The following is a 22,465-nucleotide window of genomic DNA, read 5'->3' as shown; positions in this document are numbered from 1 at the left end:
GATGTGTCTATAAAACTAGGGGCGATTCAGATCGCTTGGAGGCGTATATCAAACGCGGCCTCGGCGTCAGTACGTTTGGCTGGGCGAATCAACAGCATCTTCACTCTCCTTGTCATCAATGATTTGGAAGGGGAATGAAAAAGCCCCTTCCATTTCTGGCGGGGCTTCTGGTCAATGCTTCTGCTCTAAGCGCGCATCGCCCTATGGTCCGCCAAAGGCAGTCATCAAGGGGCGCATCATGCTAACGAGATTTGTAGGGGGCATTGATTGATAATCTTGAAATTTGAGCACTGTGTCAATAACCGAAAATGCAAACTGGCGAGTCGCTCTTTCGTGAAATCTGATCGTATTGAGACCATTTGCTTTGTCCAGACGACTTCACCAGACGCTTACCAAAAAGTGCTGTGAGTCTAGATTTTGAAACGTCGGACGCTATAACCTCAGCGCCTCTTATCTGCCTAGGTTGGCGCTCCCTTATATGCTGATTCGAATTGCTTTACCTTCTGATGCCTGCGGCATCGGCATACTCTACAACCAACTGGTCGGCGGCGATTCAGTCAATGTCACTCGCGCTGGGATAGCTGAATTGACCACGCATCGCGCCACGCTGCTGGTTTGTGAAATCGATCAGGTTGTGGCAGGTACAGTACTTGTTCAACTGTGCGCTGACGTAATGTATGCGCAGCAGCCGTTTGCCTTGGTGGAAAATCTGGTGGTGCACCCGGACTTTCGGAGGCTGGGCGTTGGCTCTGCGATGCTGGCGGCGGTGGAGCGAATTTGCCTGGAGGCGGACTGTTCAAAAATCATGCTGATGAGTTCGGCGCACCGGGTCGAGGCACACCGGGTCTTTCTGAAAGCAGGTTACAGCGGGGATGTCAAGCGAGGGTTTGTTCGGTATAGGCGACAGATGGCACGGCTATCCTAGATTTAAAGGCTTTAAGGTGCAACATGGGCACCACCGGAGGCAATGATGCGCGCCTACTCCTCTATCGAGGCTCGGTCTTCGATGATACCGGCCTGAATAGGATATCCGTCGCGCAACTCTCCGTTTTGATCGCAAAACAGCAGACCTGTCTGAATCGCTCCACGCGTCACAGAGAGGCACTGAGCAAATGAACCGCCGAGAGCTGTTTTTCTGTTTCACCAGCGGCAAGAGGTCTTTCACAGTATTCTCGACTCACAAAAACAATTGCGTCATTACCGTCAGGATTGTCGGAGTAACCGGGGTGTTTTGATATTTCTGCAAGCAAATCTTTGGAGACTGGAGCGACATGAAAATGTGCGTTCAAGCCAAGAGAAAACCCCAATTTGTAGAACATTACTTTGTAGGGTTAATACACCTTTACCAGGAGACGCTCCGAGGTTTTCATCACCAAACCGAGAGATGACATGGCTTCGTCGCTCAAATCGCTAACATGCAGCCGTCATCTTCAGATGAAATTATCAAATAGCCGTCGTAACGTGAGTCTCGCCGATGAGCCACTGTCCAGTGGGCGTTGCTGAAAACTCTTAGCTCGTCCATGTGGGGTCCTGTTAAGCGACGTGTTTATGTGAACGTTAGGCAGACTGGTACAACCTACATTTATTACCCGACGGTATGCAACAAATTATCGCAGCGGCGCAAAGTCGTCTGGTCAAGGCGGGTTTGCCATACGCTTACGTCTGTACTGGCGTGCGTTATGTGGATCGGCCACATCAGTGGTGAAGTGCACGTGGGACATTGGCAGCAATGTTCGGTTCATTTTTGGCCAATTGTCACAGAAGCCCCTAAGGGACAACGCTTTGTTGCAAATCCTATGTGGAATTAAGATACCCAACGCCTTACCTGACAATAAAGATCAGTTCCCCCCCTGTCGGTCATTGCCATGCCGTACTTGAGTCTACCAAGGTACTGCTCGTGCATTGAGTAGACCCGATCGTCGACGATCCGGAATATCGCGATGTCTCCAGACCAGACGTTGCCCTTGGCGTCCAGGACACCCAGCCTCGCGTTGTACTGCCCGTAAATCTCGAACGTGGTTGTGGTACATTCCATGACCGCGCATCTCCTTAACGCTGCCTAGTTTTTCCTGGCTAGGTGAACCATAGCAGCTTACGGGCATACGGCCAGTGGCATTTATTTCGAAAACTTACAGGTATTGTGGCAATTGACTAAGCGCTTCGACGTACCGGGTGCTTAGGTTCTTGGTCAAATCCATACCCGCTTACATTTCATTCAGATACGCTGAACTGGCGCCGTCGCTTTAAGGGGGAGGCTCCGGCTTAGAACTGCCACGATTTTCTCGAGCTCGCATTCCAAATGCTTTGGCTTTTCACTGGCGGAGCGTACAGTGCTGAACGCTCCTATCAGGTGAGTCACTGTGCGACCACGACCGCACTGATTTTTCCACTGCGATAGGCTTCGAAAATCTGCGCTAGACTAGAGCGAGCATCGCCCCTTGCGGTAAAAATACCACCACAACCGTTGTTAGCCTCAGAATAACTAGGGTCATCCATTAAAATCTGATGCGCTTTGCTAAGATTCCAGTAAGGTACTCCTGGGAATAGATGATGGGTAAGGTGGTAGTTATCACCGTGCATGCCTATAAAAATACGCTCGATAAGCATCGGGAAACGATTTCGGGTCATCTTTACCTCGTCGTCATATACGCCAAACATTCCGAAATGCTCAGAAATCTCGGAAAACCAGCCGATTACCTGGAAAGCTGTAAAATACGGCACGAGCCAAAACAGTAGATATCCTAATGGGCCTACGGATATCCAAAAAATCGCAAAAATTGTCAGATGCACGAGAAGAAGTTTAATTCCCTGCATAGGTTTGGCGATGATATCTCCTGCACGATTCTTTACAAGATAGATAAAATAGCGCGAAGTATTAGTCAACGTAATGCTCTTGAGCACATGGTGCAGGAAAAAATCAAATCGATCACTTACTGCGTACAGCCCCGAGTCAATGTAATAGCGATGATCGGGATCGGTAAGCTGATTACCCAGATGATGATGATGCATCTTCACGTGAGAGCGGCGATAGGCTTCGTAATTCTGGAAGATCGGATAAGCAAGCAAGTACTCGCCAATAACTCGGGATAACTGTCGGTTGCTCATCAAGGTCAAGTGCGCGGCCTCATGCAACAACGAAGCAATTGCCCTCTGGCGCGACCCGATCAATAGTATCGTTAATGGATAGAGGTATGGGGTTTGAAAACTTAGGAGAATCGCTACTGCAATAACTATCAGATCCTGTGCAAATCCCACAGCCCAATGCCAATTGTCCTGTTCATACAACGAACGCAAACGTGTTTTTATTTCGCCAGACGGTTTGAATTTCTTCACATCGTTCATCAGAATCTCCCTATTATTAAATCGAGGCGATAGCAAGCTCATGTAATTGAGCAGCGTTGAAGATCATCACACTACTGTCAGAACAGTTTTAAAAAGCCGCTACCAGTGCGGCGGGCACATCAAAGTCTGGAGTATAGGTCGTTGGGTTCAACGACTTATTTGTCGCAGCAGTCGGAGAAAATGCTCAGACTGCTGTATAGTACTAGAGCCACCCAACGAAACACGTATGAAGCGCGCAGGTGCCCGATAAGTCATATAGTAAGGCGTATGCGAGGAATGACCAGCCCAACAATTGACTCCTTGGCTGCGAAAGAAATCAACGGCTTCCACTGCCGAAATTTCTTTGTGGAAAAATGATATAATCCCCCTCTGCAATGTACCTGGCGTGACAAGTATAAGGCTCTCATCTTCTTTAAGAGCTTCGGAAAGAAAGCGATAAGCCTCGCAGTCATCTGCATATCCGCCTCTGAGCCTTTCGAGGACTGCCACGTTCAATCCCATCAGTGCGGCACCGTTTCGCTCGGCATATTCAAAGGCGCGAGCGTCCTGTGAATACAAGGTCACACCCTCCGAGCAGCTGAAGTGTGCTCTGTGCAAGTCGGTGAAACGCGGTCTGGCAAAGGCCCGAAATTCAGTGGATAGAAAGGCGAAACCGGTACCTCTAGGGCCACATAAAAACTTTCTCCCGGCAGCGGTTAGGACATGGCAACCGATTTCCATTACATTGATCGGAAACATCCCCACCGACTGACAGGCATCGACGAAGTAGGCGCATGGATAATCGCGAAGCAGTCTTCCGATGGCCACTACGTCATTGATGATCCCACAGCACGATGGCACATGCACCACAGAGACTAGCTTGACATTATCGCTCATATGCACTGCCAGCCAAGCTAGGTCAATATCACCGTTAGCTAGTAAAGGTATGGTCTCTATTACCAGTCCACGAAGCCGGCGCAGATTATCCAGCGCGATAAGGTTGCCTGCATATTCGTAAGGCGTAATCAGTACGCGGTCACCGGAATTCAATTCTAGAGCATCAAGAGCAGTTACCCATGCTTTCGTCGCGCTATCAAACAAAGCAATGTCCGCCGACTGCGCCCCAATGAGGCGAGCTATATTTTGATAGATCGCATTGTCGAGGACCTCTGTGTGAGCCAATTCGGTCTCGTAGGCCCCCTGAGTATGCTCGGCCTTCAAGAAGGCCTCCATTACCCCCAAGGCGTGCTGTGATAACAGCCCCGCACCTGCAGTATTAAAGTGAATCATTTTCACCGCTCTTGGCGTTATAGCCCATGTAATAAAATACTAGTGCCAGCACTACGCACAAGCACAGAAAGTAAAACATAAATTGCGGCTGATATAGTGAAAGTGCTACTCCGCATAGGGCCGGACCAAGCGCTGCTCCAAGATTTGAGAGATTCTGAGCGCCGTAGTAAATGCCACGTAGATTCCCAGGGGCAATGAAGTCAATGAAAAGGTATTCTGTAGGGATAATTATGATCTCACCAATCGTGAAGATGACCATGGCTATAACCCACATCCACACATGATCAGCTTGGCTGAAGCCTAGCAAACCAACTAAGAAAAATAACATTCCTGCGGACAGCATGCGAAACAAATTGGCTTGATTAATGCGAGAGCCAACTAGATATTGCAAACAAATCACTACACATGCATTGGTGGTGACTAGGTAATTGATAATCTGATAGGTCCGATCCGGGCTGCTTGTCACTAGTAAATACTGCGATAAGTATGCAGAGAATTGGCCGAAGACGATCGCGCTTAATAAACCTCCAAGCGTGAAGCACACCAGGCGATAGTCGTTGACTAGATAACCCAAAACTTTAAGGAAGCTGGTCTGTTGCGCAGCCTCGACAACGATCGCGGCGCTCTTATCTCCCAGAAGCCCATAAAAAATTACAAACAGAACTCCCACTGCACCCGCTGCCGCGAACGGCATGCCAGGGGTAACCTGGGCCAGGAGTACACCTAAAAAGGGACCTACTGCGAAGCCAATGTTGGTAAGTGTATATTTAACCGAGAACACAGCGCCGCGACTTTGTTGGCCCACTAAGCTACTGATTCCGGATTTGACGGCGATATCGATGACTGCGTAGCTTAAGTTCACCACTACAACCGCCGCAAAGAATACGGTCAAGGAACTGGTATTAAACGCAGTGCCAAAGGCCAGCGCGAACAGTCCTCCGGCCGTCAGCATGATCTGATAGTTGGAAAGCCGGTCTACCAAGAATCCGCCATACAGGCTGAAGAGGGAGCTCGCTATGAGCGCTCCGCCTAATGCAACCCCTACATCAGCAACACTCATGCCGAATCGCTCTGTACAATAGACCACTAAATAAGGCAGCGACATTGCACGTGCGAGAGTAAGAATGAAAGTTGTGGCCAAGAAAAGTATAACCGGAGGCGTGTAAACGCGTCCTTCGGCCAGAGTCAGATTAGAACCATTATTTTTCATTTGAGCATGCCTTGATAGATCGTCGACTCAGCCTCGCGCAGCAGCTGAATGCTGTCATTAATGGCTGAGCGATCCTTGTCTAAGATGAAAACATGACCTGGCGAGTTCTCCAGCGAATTGGTTTCGCTAAGCACACCTGCGTGCTGGATCTTAATACTGTGCAGTCCAGGAATGTGTTTCCATACGCCAATATCAGGAAACTGCCTAATGGTACCGCTCGATCGGGCAATGAGAAAGACGCAGCTTGAATGGAAGAACAGCTTTTTTCTCGGCTTAGCTCGATACTCCAGGAAACCTTGTGGATTAAGTAGTGATTCTACCCATAGATTAAGCTGGTTGTGTCCTAACGCTCTTGTATACGCTGATAGATCGATACCACCTGGCATGCGTGCGGCGGTCTCTAGCAAAACAGGCTGATCGTCAACAATCATTAATTCGCTATGGCCAACACCCTGCTCAATACCTAAAGCATCCAGCACGGAAAAAATATATTCAGAGAGCCTGCGATAGACATCGTGATTATCAATCGGGCACATCAACTGGTTATAGTCGTGAACTGGTGCCGCACCGATGCGGGTTCGATAAACTCGGATGATCTCACTGACGAAGTGTTGGCCATCTACGCTAACCGTATTCACGCAGTATTCAATATCTACGTCTTCACCTTTTTCCGACTTCAACTCGGATAAAAAATCGGAGTTATCTAGATACTGTTGAACGAGCACTTCTTTATTCTGCGTGAGAAAAATGTTACGACTGGCTTTGATAGTCTCAAATGCACTCGCAACCTCGTCAGCTTTAGTACAGATATGTATGTTGTCAGAACCAGCGCTGTCGATTGGTTTCAATACGACAGGAAAGAGATCGTGCTGTTCAATCCAAGACTGTATTTCTTGGAGGTTTGCTGACTTGAAGTGCTGTATAGAACGCACACCAGCGTTCTTCAGAGCTTCATGCATCTGATACTTATTTCGCCAGAGAATAGCGTTCGCAGGGTCGTTGTGGCGTGCCACGTTGAAATGACCTGCAAGATAAGCAGCCAGTTCGACGCCGAACTCACAACCCGCTAGCACAAACTGTACATTGTACTGACTCAGCGCCTCATCGAGTGCGCTGTCAGATTGGTAGTGGAGATCAGCTATGAAATCATTTTTTCGAAACCAAGACTCATAGAACTCGTTAACGTTATTCGTAGACCTTACGTGTATGCACTCATAGCCGCGCGAAATAAACGCAGGGGCGATTAAGCTCCCTATTGAATATGCGTCCACAACCAGCACCACATTTTTCTTGAAGATCATTTGACGCGCTCCACGGCATGGATGAGTTCACTTACTTGCGTCTTGATCAGTTCGGCCGCCTTAAGAACCTGTGCCCGATCAGTGTTGATGTGAGGGATCAGGCGAACCTCCCGGTCATTGTAGGGGAGCACTCCCACGCCTCGCTCCCGTAGCAGTTCTGCGAAGTGCAGCGGCGTTAGGCCGAGAGCGGATATGTCCAAGGTGACCATATTGGTGCCTTTGTAGCCTGAGCGGGTTTCTTCGATGCTGCTGAGCTCGCGATGTAGTAATGCTGCGTGCTCGTGATCTTCAATTAGACGCTCGATGTGGTTACGCATGGCATACAAGCCAGCGGCGGCCATCATACCGCTCTGGTGCTGATCACCACCGAACCACTTCCGGTATTTTTTGGCCTGCTGAATAAGATCGTGTGAGCCCATCATGATGGAGCCGACGGGTGCTCCCAATCCCTTTGAGAGACACATGGAAAGCAGATCAGCATCATGGGTATAAGAGGTGACATCAATACCAGTTGCGATGGAGGCATGAAGTATCCGTGCACCATCTAAGTAACGGTACGCCCCGATCTCTTTGGCGTAGGAGAATACTTGGTTCATCTGCGCCAGAGGGAAAACCCCTCCGCCTTTGCACCCTAAGGTATTTTCCACTACCACAACTCGTGGCAGTGCGTAATTCTGATTCCAACGACATTTCGACGCATATAACTGCTGCAAATCCGAAACATCGAATAGACCGTCCTCATGACGGGTAAGAGAAAAATTCACGCCAGAAAAAGCAGAAGTTGCGGCGGCTTCGTAGAAGTTGATATGGTAAGAAGCATCTAGAAATATCTCGTCACCGGGGCGAGTCATAGCCTTTATAGCTAACTGATTACTTAACGTTCCACCAGTCGTAAATAAAGCAGCTTCTTTTTGGAAGTACTGCGCGCAGTATTCCTCTAGGGCCTTGACGCTAGGATCCTCGCCAAAACAGTCATCACCCACCTCTGCATTATAAATTGCCTTGCGCATCCCATCAGTAGGCTTAGTTACCGTGTCGCTTCTGAGATCAATAAACATTTTATTCCCTTTTTTAACATGAACGACATGCCATTTTCCACACAGCGGCGCGTGATACGTTCAGGTTGTGGTTATGCTGCTAGAAAATAAAGACCGAAGCAATTCTGCTCAGTAATCGGCTGCGAAAACAACGCGAGATGGATCGCTAAAGTCGGCAAGCGCACCTAGGATTTCTTCTGGGGACTCAGCTAAGCGATGCAGGAAGTGCAAATACCAGCTATCGCCGTAGACGCCGTATATACGGCAAGGCAGTCCGGCGTCCCTAACTTGGCGCAACAAGCCAGGTTGAACGCCATGAAGCATCTCGAGTTCTAGATTTGATAACTGACCGTACTGCTTCAAAATACGAGGGATAAGGTCAGGATCCTGAGTCGCTGCGCTGACGCCCCCCCCTGCATTTAGGAGCATTAGCAGCAACTCCATGTAGCGTTTATCCAAGGCTTCGCCACGAGGCAAGGCGACAGTTTCAGGCTCATTGTAGACCCCTTTTACCAGCCTCACCTTACGTCCATAACGAAGGACTTTTGGTAGATCTTCAATGGTGCGATGCAAGTATGCTTGTATAGTCACACCAACATTTGCGTACTCAGGTGCCAGCTCACCGTAAACTTCTAGGATTTGATCCACTGAAGCGGCGTGCTCCATACTAATCATCACAGGAACATCGTAATTCGCAGCCTTCGAAATGATGGCTGCCGCATTTCTATAAGCAATGTCCTGAGAAAGGGCAAGTCCCACTGCGCTGAGGTCGAAACTCAACTGAGGTTTCAGTCCTACTTCAGCAAATGCCTGAATCGAGCTCAAATATTCTTCAACGAACCTCTGTACTACTATAGGATCCGAGTTCTCTTCGCCGACGTACTCTACGCTCAACGCGTAGCCTTTATTTGCCAGTACGTTCAGCTTAGGCAACAGCGCTTTGCGGTTCGTGGCGAGAAAATAGCGTTGGGCAGCAGGAGAGAATAGCTTGAAAAACAATGAGTCTTCAGTGAACGCGTCTCTGCAGGCTTTGTTCATAGCCAGTTTTTTTAACGCAACTGAAGCAAGGCTATAATCTTCCTTCGAAACCATTTTTTCTCTCTCCTTGAGGCAGTTAGTCGCGAACCTTTACTCACGCGTTGCGGCACTAAAAAGTTTGCAAGTCAACTCAATCATGAAGACCGAGTCGGGATGTCGAATCGGATCCTAAAGTGAGAAAGCACGATTGTCTAGGTCCTATTTGATGAATTTTTGGTATCAGGACTACAAACAGATGATTACAGTTTAGCTACCGCAAGCTCTAAGGGGTGTCCTTGCAGCGCGTCCTACCTACTGAACGAGCCTAAAGATGTTTTTATTATAGAGTTAATATAATAAGCTCAATTGATTGGGGATGACATCAGACGCCCGTACCAAGCGCTCCTTAGCCCGGATCATTGCTGTATTCGGTGCGGCGAAGCCGCATTTTGCCTATTTTTTCGCCAATCCTTGCTGCAATCGGATGAAAGTTCTGGTGCATGGCTACTGAGCCGTCACCGTATCGTCAAAGCGACAGGCGCAACTCTGTTGCACGCGCGTAGATGACTTGGCCGGACGCATAGTGCGCCAGTTAAAGCTGGCAGAGGATAGTCGATGAAAGTTCGATACTGGTAAGAAATGGCGAATCAACCAGACCCCGAGTCATGCATGTTGCACCGCGAGGTGCAGGGTGAAGCGTTGACAGGGGAAACCGATGGGCCAGCCATTGAGCCGCGTAATCAGGAATTCGGGATGCCGATGCTGTTATGCGAAGCAGAAGGCAATACGGAGCATGGCGTTATACGCCAGTCATGCTCTGATCCCGCGCGGTCGGAGACCCTGTGCACGTCGGGAAGTCCTTTGCACAGAAACTGGGAGATCTCAGCGGTGCCCGGTGCGCAAGCACCGGGCGGAGCAGGAAAGGCCAAAAGCCGTAACCCTGCTGCCTACGCCGCTGAGAAGTCGGATACGTCCGTAGTACCTGAGAAGCCGTCGAACAAAGGGCCTGGCCCTGCGGAGATAGTGGAGGAAAGGGACGTAGCCAAGGGAAACACCGACAGGCCTCCCGTGCCCCGGACACAGAGCCGGATCAGTTGCGCGTCGATGGGACTTGAAGGTGTACGTGAAGCAGCCCGCAGGAACAAGGGCATGCAGTTCACGGCATTGCTGCACCACATCACACCACAGTTATTGGCGCAGAGCTTTTATGCGCTGCGCCGCGATGCTGCGGTGGGCGTGGACGGCCTGTCGTGGCGAGACTATGAGGAAGGTCTTCTCCAGCGTGTGACCGAGTTGCACGGAAGGCTTCACAAAGGAGCTTTTCGAGCAACGCCATCGCGGCGGGTCTATATTCCCAAAGCTGACGGCAGGCTGCGTCCGCTGGGCATTGCCTCTCTGGAGGATAAGATCGTACAACAAGCAGTAGTCACTGTTCTGAATGCGATCTATGAAGAAGACTTTCTTGGATTCTCGTATGGGTTTCGGCCGGGACGTAGCCAGCACGATGCGCTGGATGCATTAACGGTCGCGCTGAAAAGCCAAAAGGTGAACTGGATACTTGATGCGGATATCACGTCGTTCTTTGATGAGATCGACCATGAATGGATGCTGATGTTTCTGGGACACCGAATTGCAGACCGGCGCTTGCTCGGGCTTATCTGCAAATGGCTTCAAGCGGGCGTTGTGGAGGATGGCCGTAGGGTGGCTGCGACCAAGGGGACGCCCCAAGGCGCAGTGATATCGCCGCTGCTGGCAAATATCTATCTTCACTACGTGCTGGATCTATGGGCAAGGCAGTGGCGCGAGCGCCACGCCCGCGGCGATGTGATTGTCGTGCGCTACGCGGATGACAGTGTGGTGGGGTTCAGGACGAAAGTGCAGGCTCAGCAGTTTCTGGTGCAGTTGCAGGAACGGTTGGCCAGGTTCGGCCTATCGCTCAACGCCTCGAAAACACGACTGATCGAGTTTGGTCGTTTTGCTGTGACGAATCGCAGGAAACGAGGTTTGAGAAAACCGGAGACTTTTGATTTCCTGGGTTTCACCCACTGTTGTAGTGTCAGCCGACGGGGTGACTTCCAAGTACTGCGACTGACCGTCAAAAAGCGTATGCGTGCGACGCTTCTTGCTATCCGCGAGGAGTTGAGTCGCCGGCGTCATGACTTTGTCCGGGTTCAAGGGCAATGGCTCAAACGTGTGGTAAGCGGTTACTTCAATTACCACGCGGTACCGGGGAACCTGATACGTCTTGGTGGTTTTCGTTTGGCGGTGTGCCGTCTCTGGCGGCAAGCCCTTAAGCGTCGCAGCCAGCGTAATCGGCTTCAATGGTCACGTTACGGACGCCTTGCCGATCTCTATATCCCGAGACCTAGAAATGCACACCCTTACCCTGAGGATCGCTTTGCGTCACATACCCGAGGCAGGAGCCGTATGCGGTAGTTCCGCACGTACGGATCTGTGCGGGGGGCGGCAGGTAACTGCCGTTCCTACCGCGACCCACTCATGGACCTCTATGAAGGTACTGCGTAGCGAAAGGACGAGCTCCAACAATGCTTTGAACAATATGTGCACCCCAATCTTGTGGTGATGCAGCATACCCCTCCAGCATGTCAAATAGGCAAATTGCTATCAAAGGTTCGTTGGTCCAGCTGGGTCAACTCTGCATCAGCGGCAACACCTGAACCAACGCAAGCACTGATCCAGAGCACCGAGTTAAATGATGATTAGTCGTTCAGTTGGGTCACTTCCACCGTGTGGCCTACCACGTTCTGAATTTGGTCAATGCTGAGCAGAGTCGGACCGGTGTGAATGAACCATCCTACAACCGGGTCTTGGCCGTCTTGAGTAACCAAGCCGTCCGCCCGCTCAACCAACTCCTTGAATTGTTCATAGGCATCACCATTACCACGGCCAGCTAAAGTGGTGTATGTTGCCGCTGATGCAGAATTGACCCAGCTGCCGAAATTTAGCTGACCCAAGCTTCTACTTCGTAAAGCGTTAGCAGGTCTGACTTGGGCTGAATACTAATGGGGCAATGCCAAGTCGGCAGCTGGGTCAATTCTGCATCTGCGATAACAGCTTTGGCTCACTCACACAACCGGCCTGCGCGTCACAGGGCTGGCCCAGCTTGAAACATCCAGCGTGCTATACCCATCTGGAGCCGTGCGCTCTGAAGTGCACCTATCTTCTACGATCACAAAAGGGTCGCGTGCCAGGAACTTCTACCTCACGCATACCAGGTGCATCGATGCCCTAAAGCGTTGGTTGGATGTGCGATTGCAGCGTGGCTGGGGGGTGTCTGGATCTGACGATTTTCTCGGCCTACGCCCAAGCTCAAAACTCATTCTCAGCCATAAGGGTGAAGCGTTCGAGCTTGCATTCAGACATCGCATGCTCGACAGCGGTCCGGAGGTATACCGGTGCTGTGACACCCTGCAACAGACTTTCAGTCGCCTTTATCGTCAAGCGGGAATCAAGGGCGGATCGTCACACAGCGGTCGCCGCACGTTAGCAGCGAAGGTACTCGCCGCGACCGGCGATGTGGAGATGGTCCAGATGCTCCTCGGCCATGCTTGTCTCAGTCACACGAAGCCGTATCTCACGGTAGATCAAGGCACTTTACGACGCGCCTTTGAGCTGGCATTGTAGATACATTGTATAAACATATTGCTTGCTTTTTTTGAGAGTATATCTACAGTAGATCTACATTAAGAGGTGCTTATGATGGAAGTAAAAATTCAAAAGTGGGGCAACAGCGCTGCGATTCGCTTGCCATCTGACGTGCTCAAGCAAATGAGTTTGGCTGTTGGGTATGTGCTGAGCCTCGATTTCACGCCTGAATCAATGACGCTGAAACCTGCGAAAGCCAAACCACATTACAAGCTGGCCGACCTAATGTCTCAGTGCGACCTGAACGCACAGGAACCAGCAGAGCTTGCCGCCTGGAACGCTATGCAGCCGGTGGGGCGTGAGGCGTGAAGAGAGCGAAGTACGCTCGGGCCGACATTGTCCGCTTGAATCTGAACCCAACGTCCGGCCGTGAGCAGCAGGGCGATTTTCGTCCGGCACTGGTTCTCACGCCAGCGGCGTACAACGCCTCGGGGCTCGCAGTGATTGCACCGATCACACAAGGCGGCGACTTTGCCCGATATGCGGGTTTTGCGGTGCCGTTGAGCTGTTCAGGCACCGAGACTCAGGGTGTTGTTCTGTGTAACCAGATCCGCACTGTTGACCTTGAGGCCCGAGGCGCCAAGCGTATTGAATCTGTTCCCGAGGTGGTGATTGACGATGTGCTGGCCCGAGTCCAAGCACTCTTTGAATAGCAGGGAAAAATTGCCCATGGAACAGCTGATCGAGGCGCTACGCGCAACCGCCACAAAGTGGCGGGCAAGCAACCAGGAACACCCCGCTGGTGTTGTGCTGGTGTGGGAAGGCGAAGTGTATGGCTGGAAAAACGAACTGCGTGATCCAGAAAGCGAACGACCAGGCGCATACGCCGTAGACATGGCCGGGCTGGTCTACATGGCAGAAGGCGGTGATGACTACAACGGCGCGAAAGCGTGGGTCGCGGTTGACCCTGACGGACAGTAGGAAAGTCATTTCTGGAAGCCGGAATGAATATGACCGAAGAAGAAATGCGGCAAGCACTGTTCGGCTCTTGCGGGTCTGCCGGACATTCAGCGACCCCACAGGCTCAAGCGCATGCTGTGGTCAGAAGGCCTGAGCATTCAGTTGATCGGCGGAAGACGGCCAAGAATTTTGTACCCAAACTTATAGTCACGCTGCGTGTAGGCAATGAGTATGAAGGCAAGACAGAGCTGATCACCCACGAGGCCGATACGCTCAGCCTCCTTCAGGCTGAAATGGATGCGTTGAAGATCGCTCGCAAGAAATACAGGTACATCGAGCTGGTATCAGTCAGGTCGGCGAAATAAATCTGCCCAGGCCCTTACCCAGGCTGGTAAAGCTCCAGTGGCGTTCGTTGGCCAGCAAGTAGGAATAGACTTATGACTACCCGCGATCAGTACAACCGCACTACACCGCCGGCAGTATTGACCGAGCCGGTAACGCAGATTTTGGATGATCTGGCGCTCGAATATCTGAATGCCTACCGGCGCCTTCGCCATGAATGCGCTACGCATGAGGGAAGTGGGGATGTGAATGCCGCCGAGCGCGCACGCTCGCTGCTTAGCGTCGCCGAAGGTCGGTTGGCTGATGCCGTGAATGCCTTGACGCGTCGTAGGCTGGGCGAAGAGCATTTTTGGGCGGGCTTTAGGCAGGTTGTCATTCCGGACACTGTCCAAGCCAACCCACCAGAGATACCCGAACCTTTGTGGTTGGTTGAAGAACAATTGGCCAGTGGCGAGTGGATTCCCATCGAGCAAACCAACGATCTGGCCGAAGCTGAAAAGAAGCTGTCTACCGCGGAAAACAGCTTTTCCGGCCTGGCCTATAGGCTCTATCGCACAGACTGGTACGAAACAGCCGACAAGGCCAATCGCTCCCGGCCATAACTTCACGGAAAACTGTTTCAAAATCGACCCTGTCTTTGAAACCTCCAATTTACGGGCTGCGCAGCCTTTGGACTTGCCCCCTCGCGCTTACCTCGTTTCATAAGGGTCAAAATGGCCTTTTTTTGGTCGATCAGGAAAGATTTCAGGTGGTTTTGAAACACCTCTCAAGGGCTGCAAAACTTCAGGAATTTACCCAAATGAAACGAGTGGACGATTGGCGCATATGCCAATCAAGGGCGGATTGCGTCTACGACGATCCCGAAACGCTTGCCTTGTAATGCAAAAGCCGGTGCGAGCAGGCGTGCGGATATATTCGCATATTTTCCGCCGGTAGCTATGTATCAGCATTGGCAGCTGCCGAAATTCCGCTGACCCAAGCTTCTACTTCGTAAAGCGTTAGCAGGTCTGACTTTGGGCTGAATACTTGTGGGGCAACGCCAAGTTGGCAGATGGGTCAATTCTGCATCAGCGATAACAGGTATTCTCAGAAGCTGACCAAAGGAAAGTCGCTGGCGGTTCTGGCAAAACGTCTCCTAAATTGGTCGAAAACTCCAAAAAAATGTACAGAAATAAAACACGTACAACTTTCATTAAAGTTCATGGCGTCCCTAGCCGATGTCTATGGTAGACACGTTAAATCGTACCTCACTCCCCCAGCGCATGACCTAGGCAAAGCTCTGTTTCGGTGTGCACCGAACGCGCTCAATTTGGCGCATCAGCCCCCAAAGATGCTTCGTTAAGCTAGGTTAAGTTGGAGCTGACCCTGAACCTCGACTTGGATGACGAGACCTGACCCTTGAAGGCAACCGTGGTTGCCAGAATTTATTTTTGTGCCTCACGGATCAATGGCGTGGTGGCGTTAGAGGCTGAAAATGGCAGTTGCAGCGAGATTTCTAGGCAATATCAAGGTTTCACGAAAGCTGGGGATCGGCTTTGGCTTTTTGTTGCTGGCAGTGTTGGCCGTTGCTTTCGTCGGTTACACCAGTAACAACATCCTCGTTGATCGTTTGGACACTACACGCTTGATCGGTACGCTCAACGATGCGGCGCAGGACATGCGCCTTTCAGAGAAACAGTACGAAGCGTCCGCCGACCAAGCGGCTCTTGAGGTTTACCGTACGCAGCTCAGTGCGATGCAAGCGTTCATCTCCAAGGCGTTGCTGTTACTGACCAGTAAGGAGAATCAGCAAGCGCTGACGCAGTTGCAAGCCAGTACTGCTTCCTACGATCAAAAGGTCAATCGTCTCGTTGACACAGACAAATCCACCAGCGGTGCGCTGAAACCGTTAGGGGCGTTGTCCGACAAATTCGTCAGCACCTTCACTCAACTGCTTGAAACCACCACCGCCAGTGCGCTTGAGCAACCTGGGACCGAGCGCATAGCCGAACTGCGTACGGTGGCCGACTTGCGAAATGGTATGACGATGTTTCGTCTTGTGTTGCGCCGATACATCGCAGTTCCAGACGTTACCAACAAAAAGTTGCTGTTGGACACCACCGACGCGTTCCTGAGCGACATCACCAAAGCCCGCACCAGCTTGCCCGCTGCACTGTCTTCCCAGTTGGAAGACACGTATGTCGGCATGCGTCAGTACCGCGACGTGCTAGTTCAAGTCTCGGCCCTATTTGATCAAAAGCAGAATCTGCGACAGCAAGTGGATCAGGAAAGCGACGTCATGGATAAAATCATCACTGGCTTGATGGACGCCCAGCAGCAACTGGCGCGGGCCGATCAGCGCAGTGCTTTTATCCAGGTGGCTATTTTGACGCTGGTCGCGTTGTTGGTGGGGCTGTTTGCCTCTGTCGTGATCTCCCGCCAGATAACCTCACCGCTCGCGCTCACCGTCGAGCTGGCTCGCCGTATCGCCAAAGGCGACCTCACAGCGCTGGCCAAGTCGACGCGTCGCGATGAGCTGGGCGACCTTCAAAATGCCATGCAGGACATGGCGCAAAACCTGAATACGCTGGTGCATGGCATCGGCGGCGGTGTGACCCGGATCTCGATGTCCGCTGAAAAGCTGTCAGCCATGAGCGAGCAGACTAGCGCAGGCGTTCGTCAGCAAAAAATCGAAGTGGATCAGGTGGCCACCGCGATGCATGAGATGGCATCCACGGTTCAGGAGGTGGCGCGTAACACCACCGATGCGTCAGCTGCTGCAACCCTGGCCGAAGAGCAGGCCCGTCATGGCGGCGCAGTGGTCAGGCAGGCCACGACGCAAATCAGCGAGCTCTCCCAGGCAATCGAAGAACTGGGTGGCGCCATGAGTGTATTGACTCAGGACAGTGAGAAGATTGGCAAAGTCATTGACGTGATCAAGGCGGTTGCCGAGCAAACCAACTTGCTGGCGTTGAACGCGGCCATCGAAGCTGCGCGTGCAGGCGAGCAGGGTCGTGGGTTTGCGGTGGTCGCAGACGAAGTGCGTTCACTTGCTCAGCGTACGCAAGACTCCACCAAGGAAATCGAAACGCTGATCCTTGCCTTGCAGCAAGGTACGCAAGCCGCCGCCACATTGATGGTATCCAGCCGCGAACGCACATTGGGCACTGTTGAACTGGCGCAAAAGGCCGAGCAGGCAATCACCCAAATCAACCACTCCATAGGCACGATTCAGGAAATGAGCCTGCAAATATCAACTGCCGCAGAGCAACAAAGTGCCGTGGCTGAAGAAATCAATCGCAGCATTCTCAGTGTTCGTGATGTGGCAGATCAGTCCGCGATAGCGAGCGAGCAAAGCGCAACGGCGACGATTGAGCTGGCGTCCCTGGGGCACGACTTGCAAAAAATGACTTCACACTTCAAGACGTAAAACGCAAGTTACAACCCAAAGACCGCTTACAAACGCCTGAGCTGAAACGGTGTTTCATTTCGAGAAAACGCCGAAATCCCACCTTCTTCGATGTCAGCTTCCGGAGCGGAGCGATGACGCAGGTTATTGACAGTACTGCGCAAGCTGGCACCGGTACTGGAGATCGCCTCCCCGCTCATGTCCTTGACTGTTTTCGCCAGTTTGACGGTCTGGTCGGCAACATAGCTTGTGGTACTGGATGCAGTCGATTTCACCTTATCCTGTATAAACGACTCGGCTTTCTTAACCGCAGGGTCAGTCGCCAGTCCAGCGGTGGTCCAGCCTGCGAAAACGCCTACCGAACCCACCAGGTTGCTCAGCTGACTAACCGCAGCCTTGGTCGCCGGATCAGTGATATTTTTCGTCGCCATTTTCTGCAACTTACTTACCCCGGCGTAACCACCGGCTAGGGCCAGGCCATTTTTTGTCAGGCTGGTGGCCGACACCAGACTTCTCACCGCCTTGAGCCCGTCGGTCGCGACGTCCAGTGGCAGGCCGGCCATCCGCTTGCCCGCATTGAGCGCCGCACCTGAGTAGCTGGCCGACTTGATCGCTTTGTAAGCATCAAGCCAATCAGTTTCTTCACTCAACGCGGCCTTGGGCTCTTTATCTTTCATGCCAAGTACGAATGCCCCGCCACGCAGGTGATCGCGCGATTGCACACTGAGCATGCGGTCGCCAAAGCCTGCATTCGCAACCAAGCCACCCGCCGTAGATACGCCAAAATCAACAGCACCCTGCACCGACGGTCTGGACGCTAGCGCTGGAGCCAATACGGTACGCACCACATTTAGCGCCGAGAACGTCTGCACTGCAATCCCCATGTCCACAACCTGTCGACCAAGCGCAGGCGAGTGGCGCTTCACCGATGCGGCCATCGCATCATGCAACTTGTCCGGCGAAGTGCTCAGGTAATGCAGATCACCCCTCGCACGATCCATCATTTTGGTGCCCACCTGGTCCATGGCACCCGACAGCGCTCCGGAAATGAGCGGGGTCAGCGGCTTGAGCGGCGTTGGTAGCCAATCGCCCTTGTTGATCGCAGGCTGCATGTACTGAAGCACCGAGGCAGCGGCAAATGGCGTGTTCTCAAAAGCACTTGATGCGGTCGTCGCCAAACGGTCGAACTTTTCCGCCTTGGCGAATGTTTCGGCGATGGTTGCGGGGGTCTCCCCTTCGGAGTAAAGGCGGTTGGCGCGTGTCTTTACCAACGCATCGATCTGCTCGTTGTGTGCAAGAGCGGCATCACGCTCATCCGGTGAGCCTATTACCGAAAACCTGTGCGCAGCGAACACGTGATGTTTCAGATAATCGGTAATAGCTTGTAGATCGCGGCACGAGGTAGTGCTGACAGACCGCACAGAACTAGAAGCAAGGGACGCGTCGGAAGCTGTCCGAAAACTCTCCATTGCAACGCCAGGCGGTTGTTGGGCGGATTGGTTGATGTGCATGGAAATTCTATCTCGGTCTACGGAAGTTTGAGCAGCTGTATCCTGAGTCAGGCTTGTCCGGAGCGAATGTTTGCGTGAAAGCAATACAGAGAAGTTTCGATCAAACAGCGCCAGAAACAGCGGAAACGTCAGGCTACACTCCAGTTGAACTGGATTTACAAAAAGCTGTGTAGTCGCTGGGCCGTTAACGGTTCCATCGCTGCACTACCAGCTCGCCCAGTCGCGGGCTTTGGCAGTACCAGGGCGCGGTTTCGCGTCCGCCAAAAGCAGATAGGGAATCCGCAATGCTCGACGTAAATAACAGCACCGAATACGAGAAGGTTGCCCAGCAGGTCTACCAAGCGATTCTAGCCAGCGATGAGGTTGAGACGATGGAGGTACTGCATAACGTCCAAATCACCGGGCGTTCAGGCGTAGCTCACCAGATCGACGTGTACTGGCGCTACCTCAAAGACGGTGTAGAGCATCAGATACTGGTGGAGTGCAAATACTACAAATCCACCATCGCCCTCATCCACGCACGCAACCTGCTTGGCTTGCTCTCTGACATTCCCAACAGCCAAGGCGTCTTGCTCACCACTAAGGGGTTTCAGAGCGGCGTGGTGAACCTGTGCAACTTCTACGGAATAAGCCTCAAACGGCTTCGTGATCCCAAAGGCTCTGACTGGGATGGCTTTATACAGAAGGTCGAGATCGAAGGCATCCTTAGGCGGACTGAGTATGTCGATTTCGCTCTCAAGATTGATGGTAAGGATGAAGAGTCAATCGCCACGTTGGCAGGCGATAGCGGCGTCTCAGTGAACACCTTGGAGGCGCTTTTCCAAGACGGCACAGCTTCATCCCCCCAAGCCGTCGACCTCAATCCCGGCCTTTTTGGCATAGGCCTCGACCACGGTATAAATGCCGTTGGCCGTGATGCCGGTACGCGGAAGATAATTTCCCGTTCGTAAACCGGGCCTGTACAAGTGGTAAATTAATGTGGTTTTTTTGCCCCCCCTTATTTTTTTCGATGAAGCTTGATCCAGATCAAATTAAGCCTCTAAAAAACACGCAAACTACCAGAAAGAATTTATAGAAAATACACAGTCAAAGATTTAATCCGATCCTTACTTCTTGGAAAAGTAAGCGGAACGTATAATCTTTGCAGGCTCACATAACTTTTTGAAAAGCAGTGTACATGCTTTTTGTTTGAGCGACCCATCTGCGACTTTTCCAACTCAACAAATCTGTTAAACGATAGACCATTATCGCGCCTGCGATAGCGGAAACTGCGAGCATTCATCACGATGAAGTTAAGATCACTACAAGCACGCATCTGCATAACAGCAGGCTTATGCATATTTGTTTCATCTGCTAGTTTGGTTGCCTATGGGGTATTCACGTCTCGAACTAACGAACAGTATGTCTCTCAGGAGGTGGCGGCCCTGATAGAACAGTCCACTGTTCGCGAAATTCAAAACTTAGCTGAATCTCGAGCAAATTCCATACAGGCAAAATTACAAAATGCGCTTGAGTCCGCTCGCACCATGGCCAGCACCTTTGCTGCAAGCAAAACTTCGCAAAGCAATTTGATTTTGGGCCGCGAACAGATCAATAGCGTCCTGTTAAACGTTTTGAAAGATAATCCAGAATTCAATGGCACTTACTCTTGCTGGGAGCCGGATGCGCTGGACGGAAAAGATATTTCTTCCAGAGACCACCAGGATGGCAGTAGTCCCTCGACAGGGCGTTTCACACCTTACTGGACACGTAGCTCGGACGGTCGTGTCGCGGTACAGCCTCTGGTTGAGTACGACTCAAATGACAACCATCCTAACGGCGTTCCCAAAGGTGGTTGGTATAACGGTCCTAGGTCAACACTGAAAGAAAGCGTGCTGGACCCAATTCCATATATTGTGCAAGGAAAAAACGTCTGGCTTACGACGTTGTCCGTGCCCATTCTATCCAACGGAAAGTTTTACGGGGTAGTAGGCGCTGATTTTGATATCGCTTTTATTCAAAAGATGGGCGAACAGATGTCCACCGATCTTTATGGTGGCAAAGGCTCCGTGACCATCCTAAGCAATCAAGGGTTTGTGGTGGCTGACAGTCAGCGTGCAGAGCTTATAGGTCAACCGATGAAAGCTTTGTTTCCTGATTCTTGGGAAAAGGTCTTGAGTGACATTCAGGGTGGCCGCGGCGAAAGCTTGCTCAATCAGAATACCCAAAATTTTGAAGTGCTTATGCCCATCCAACTTGGACGCACGGGCAAGCCATGGGCAATTTATATTCGCCTACCAAAAGCGGTGGTGATGAGCCAAGCGATTACCTTGGAGCAAGAGTTACAAGCGCGTAGTTTGAATAATAGTATATGGCAAGTCTCGGTGGGCTTGACCATCTTGCTGTTGGCTCTGACAGCGTTATGGTTTGCTGCGGCTAAAATTGTAGGCCCTATACGGGAGGCTGCCTCACTGGCCGCCAATATCAGCCTTGGCGACTTTTCCAGGCGTCTGGTTCAGCGATCCGAGGACGAAGTCGGGCAATTATCATTTGCGCTAAACGATATGTCTGACAGCTTGCAGCGTCAGGTCAAGGTCGCCGAACGAATTTCCGAGGGCGATCTAGACCTGGACGTCAGGCTGTCATCACCCAACGATACGCTCGGAAAATCACTGGAAAAAATGGTCAGCAATCTGAACAACCTGATATCCGAGGTACAGGTCAGCGCCACTCAGATTACCGGCAGTTCCGAGCAGGTTACGGATCTGAGCCAGTCGCTGTCGGACGGCGCAGCAAACTCTGCATCCTCGATCACCGAAATCAGCGCGGTCATGACGCAAATGGCCGCTCAAACGTCGGACAACGCGGTCAACGCCAAAAAAGCCGATGAACAATCGCAGGCTTCACGAGCCGACGCCGGAGAAAGCGACAAGCTGATGACTGAGCTTATTTCCGCGATGACGGAAATTGATAACTCAGGTAAAGACATTACAGCGATAATCACCACCATTGATAACATTGCAGCACAAACCAATCTCCTGGCGTTGAACGCGGCCATCGAAGCGGCAAGAGCAGGGGAGCTTGGGCGGGGGTTTGCAGTGGTGGCTGACGAGGTACGCTCTCTGGCGGCAAGAAGCGCAGAGGCAGCAAAGCAGACAGCAACACTGATTGCCGACTCATCTACCAAAACGCAACGTGGGATGATCATTGCCGGCAGAACTGCCGAATCACTTAAAAACATCGTGAGCGGAACCAGTGCAGTCTCAAGCCTGGTTTCTCTGATCTATCAGGCATCCAGTGAGCAGGCTTCCGGTTTGCAGCAAGCCAGTCTGGGACTTGAACAGATAGATGAAGTGACACAGCAAAATCAATCCAATTCGCAAGACTGCGCTGCCGCAGCGAAAGATCTTTCGGCAAGAGCATCCTTGATGCAGCGAGAGCTGAGTCGTTTTAAGGTAAAAAAATAAGCGGATTGGTAACCGGCTTGTTGCCGCTGATTGTAG

18 protein-coding genes and 6 pseudogenes are annotated in these 22,465 nt (G+C 51.6%); 13 read left to right on the top strand and 11 right to left on the bottom strand.

All coding sequences use genetic code 11. The features are described from left to right. Nucleotides 1–29 precede the first annotated feature (29 nt). Nucleotides 30–98 (bottom strand): annotated as a pseudogene (locus tag I9H09_RS27305) (GNAT family N-acetyltransferase); the annotation flags it as partial. Nucleotides 99–478: 380 nt separating this feature from the next. Here I9H09_RS27305 and I9H09_RS25265 point away from each other — a divergent pair. Then, nucleotides 479–925 carry a GNAT family N-acetyltransferase gene (locus I9H09_RS25265; protein WP_110783515.1) on the top strand — a complete coding sequence of 149 codons (447 nt, stop codon included), beginning with the start codon at nt 479–481 and terminating at the stop codon, nt 923–925. Nucleotides 926–1,091: 166 nt separating this feature from the next. Here the strand turns inward: I9H09_RS25265 and I9H09_RS25260 are convergent, their stop codons facing one another. From I9H09_RS25260 to I9H09_RS25230, 8 genes and pseudogenes are all read right to left on the bottom strand, one after another. Further along, on the bottom strand, nt 1,092–1,319 hold the full coding sequence (locus I9H09_RS25260; protein ID WP_235662964.1) for a hypothetical protein: 228 nt from the start codon (nt 1,317–1,319) through the stop codon (nt 1,092–1,094). Between the two features lie 502 nt (nt 1,320–1,821). Beyond that, a pseudogene (locus I9H09_RS26990) lies at nt 1,822–2,035 on the bottom strand (hypothetical protein). Between the two features lie 320 nt (nt 2,036–2,355). Then, nucleotides 2,356–3,342 carry a guanitoxin biosynthesis L-arginine gamma (S) hydroxylase gene (gntB, locus tag I9H09_RS25255; RefSeq protein ID WP_110783511.1) on the bottom strand — a complete coding sequence of 329 codons (987 nt, stop codon included), beginning with the start codon at nt 3,340–3,342 and terminating at the stop codon, nt 2,356–2,358. Between the two features lie 147 nt (nt 3,343–3,489). Next, complete coding sequence (locus tag I9H09_RS25250) at nt 3,490–4,611, bottom strand: aminotransferase class V-fold PLP-dependent enzyme (RefSeq protein WP_110783509.1); 1,122 nt, start codon at nt 4,609–4,611, stop codon at nt 3,490–3,492. Then, nucleotides 4,598–5,821 carry an MFS transporter gene (locus tag I9H09_RS25245; RefSeq protein ID WP_110783508.1) on the bottom strand — a complete coding sequence of 408 codons (1,224 nt, stop codon included), beginning with the start codon at nt 5,819–5,821 and terminating at the stop codon, nt 4,598–4,600. Before I9H09_RS25245 ends, I9H09_RS25250 begins: the two co-directional genes overlap by 14 nt. Beyond that, nucleotides 5,818–7,122: an ATP-grasp domain-containing protein gene (locus I9H09_RS25240; protein WP_110783506.1), complete on the bottom strand. Its 1,305-nt coding sequence runs from the start codon at nt 7,120–7,122 to the stop codon at nt 5,818–5,820. Before I9H09_RS25240 ends, I9H09_RS25245 begins: the two co-directional genes overlap by 4 nt. Continuing rightward, the gene (locus I9H09_RS25235) at nt 7,119–8,180 is read right to left on the bottom strand and encodes a threonine aldolase family protein (protein ID WP_044322427.1); all 1,062 of its coding nucleotides are present in this window, start codon (nt 8,178–8,180) and stop codon (nt 7,119–7,121) included. The genes I9H09_RS25240 and I9H09_RS25235 overlap by 4 nt, the downstream gene beginning before the upstream one ends. 108 nt (nt 8,181–8,288) lie before the next feature. After that, nucleotides 8,289–9,251 (bottom strand): proline dehydrogenase family protein, encoded by a 963-nt coding sequence (locus I9H09_RS25230; RefSeq protein WP_057434072.1) that lies wholly within the window; start codon nt 9,249–9,251, stop codon nt 8,289–8,291. A 1,074-nt stretch (nt 9,252–10,325) separates the two neighbouring features. Here I9H09_RS25230 and ltrA point away from each other — a divergent pair. Beyond that, nucleotides 10,326–11,612 (top strand): group II intron reverse transcriptase/maturase, encoded by a 1,287-nt coding sequence (gene ltrA, locus I9H09_RS25225; protein ID WP_024670769.1) that lies wholly within the window; start codon nt 10,326–10,328, stop codon nt 11,610–11,612. Between the two features lie 284 nt (nt 11,613–11,896). On the opposite strand, the gene I9H09_RS25220 is transcribed toward ltrA, so the two are convergent. Beyond that, nucleotides 11,897–12,151, bottom strand: a complete 255-nt coding sequence (locus tag I9H09_RS25220; RefSeq protein WP_122323458.1) for a hypothetical protein — start codon at nt 12,149–12,151, stop codon at nt 11,897–11,899. A 121-nt stretch (nt 12,152–12,272) separates the two neighbouring features. Between I9H09_RS25220 and I9H09_RS25215 the strand changes: the two are divergent. The 8 genes and pseudogenes from I9H09_RS25215 to I9H09_RS27295 all read left to right on the top strand — a co-directional run. Further along, nucleotides 12,273–12,821: pseudogene (locus I9H09_RS25215) on the top strand (tyrosine-type recombinase/integrase); the annotation flags it as partial. A gap of 75 nt (nt 12,822–12,896) precedes the next feature. Continuing rightward, nucleotides 12,897–13,151 carry an AbrB/MazE/SpoVT family DNA-binding domain-containing protein gene (locus tag I9H09_RS25210; RefSeq protein ID WP_024690826.1) on the top strand — a complete coding sequence of 85 codons (255 nt, stop codon included), beginning with the start codon at nt 12,897–12,899 and terminating at the stop codon, nt 13,149–13,151. Beyond that, on the top strand, nt 13,148–13,495 hold the full coding sequence (locus tag I9H09_RS25205) for a type II toxin-antitoxin system ChpB family toxin (protein ID WP_024690827.1): 348 nt from the start codon (nt 13,148–13,150) through the stop codon (nt 13,493–13,495). The genes I9H09_RS25210 and I9H09_RS25205 overlap by 4 nt, the downstream gene beginning before the upstream one ends. A gap of 16 nt (nt 13,496–13,511) precedes the next feature. Further along, nucleotides 13,512–13,763, top strand: a complete 252-nt coding sequence (locus I9H09_RS25200) for an antirestriction protein ArdR (RefSeq protein WP_024690828.1) — start codon at nt 13,512–13,514, stop codon at nt 13,761–13,763. Nucleotides 13,764–13,792: 29 nt separating this feature from the next. Then, a complete protein-coding gene (locus I9H09_RS25195) occupies nt 13,793–14,107 on the top strand; it encodes a hypothetical protein (RefSeq protein ID WP_024690829.1) in 315 nt (104 codons plus the stop codon). Nucleotides 14,108–14,179: 72 nt separating this feature from the next. Beyond that, entirely contained in the window at nt 14,180–14,686 is a 507-nt protein-coding gene (locus I9H09_RS25190; protein ID WP_024690830.1) for a hypothetical protein, read from the top strand. Nucleotides 14,687–15,558: 872 nt separating this feature from the next. Further along, nucleotides 15,559–16,635 (top strand): annotated as a pseudogene (locus tag I9H09_RS27300) (methyl-accepting chemotaxis protein); the annotation flags it as partial. Beyond that, the gene (locus tag I9H09_RS27295) at nt 16,621–17,493 is read left to right on the top strand and encodes a methyl-accepting chemotaxis protein (RefSeq protein WP_412458895.1); all 873 of its coding nucleotides are present in this window, start codon (nt 16,621–16,623) and stop codon (nt 17,491–17,493) included. The pseudogene I9H09_RS27300 and the gene I9H09_RS27295, both read left to right, overlap by 15 nt. Nucleotides 17,494–17,519: 26 nt before the next feature. On the opposite strand, the gene I9H09_RS25180 is transcribed toward I9H09_RS27295, so the two are convergent. Continuing rightward, nucleotides 17,520–18,893: a type III effector gene (locus tag I9H09_RS25180; RefSeq protein WP_183142473.1), complete on the bottom strand. Its 1,374-nt coding sequence runs from the start codon at nt 18,891–18,893 to the stop codon at nt 17,520–17,522. Nucleotides 18,894–19,267: 374 nt separating this feature from the next. On the opposite strand from I9H09_RS25180, the pseudogene I9H09_RS26925 reads away from it, so the two are divergent. The 3 genes and pseudogenes from I9H09_RS26925 to I9H09_RS27285 form a co-directional block, all read left to right on the top strand. Next, a pseudogene (locus I9H09_RS26925) lies at nt 19,268–19,570 on the top strand (restriction endonuclease); the annotation flags it as partial. Between the two features lie 699 nt (nt 19,571–20,269). Next, nucleotides 20,270–21,532: pseudogene (locus I9H09_RS27290) on the top strand (cache domain-containing protein); the annotation flags it as partial. Further along, nucleotides 21,527–22,429 (top strand): methyl-accepting chemotaxis protein, encoded by a 903-nt coding sequence (locus tag I9H09_RS27285; RefSeq protein ID WP_413469814.1) that lies wholly within the window; start codon nt 21,527–21,529, stop codon nt 22,427–22,429. The pseudogene I9H09_RS27290 and the gene I9H09_RS27285, both read left to right, overlap by 6 nt. Nucleotides 22,430–22,465: the final 36 nt, after the last annotated feature.

This window comes from Pseudomonas tremae (assembly GCF_023278125.1).
In the GTDB taxonomy this organism is placed as follows: domain Bacteria; phylum Pseudomonadota; class Gammaproteobacteria; order Pseudomonadales; family Pseudomonadaceae; genus Aquipseudomonas; species Aquipseudomonas tremae.
This window is presented reverse-complemented; position numbering and strand designations above follow the sequence as displayed.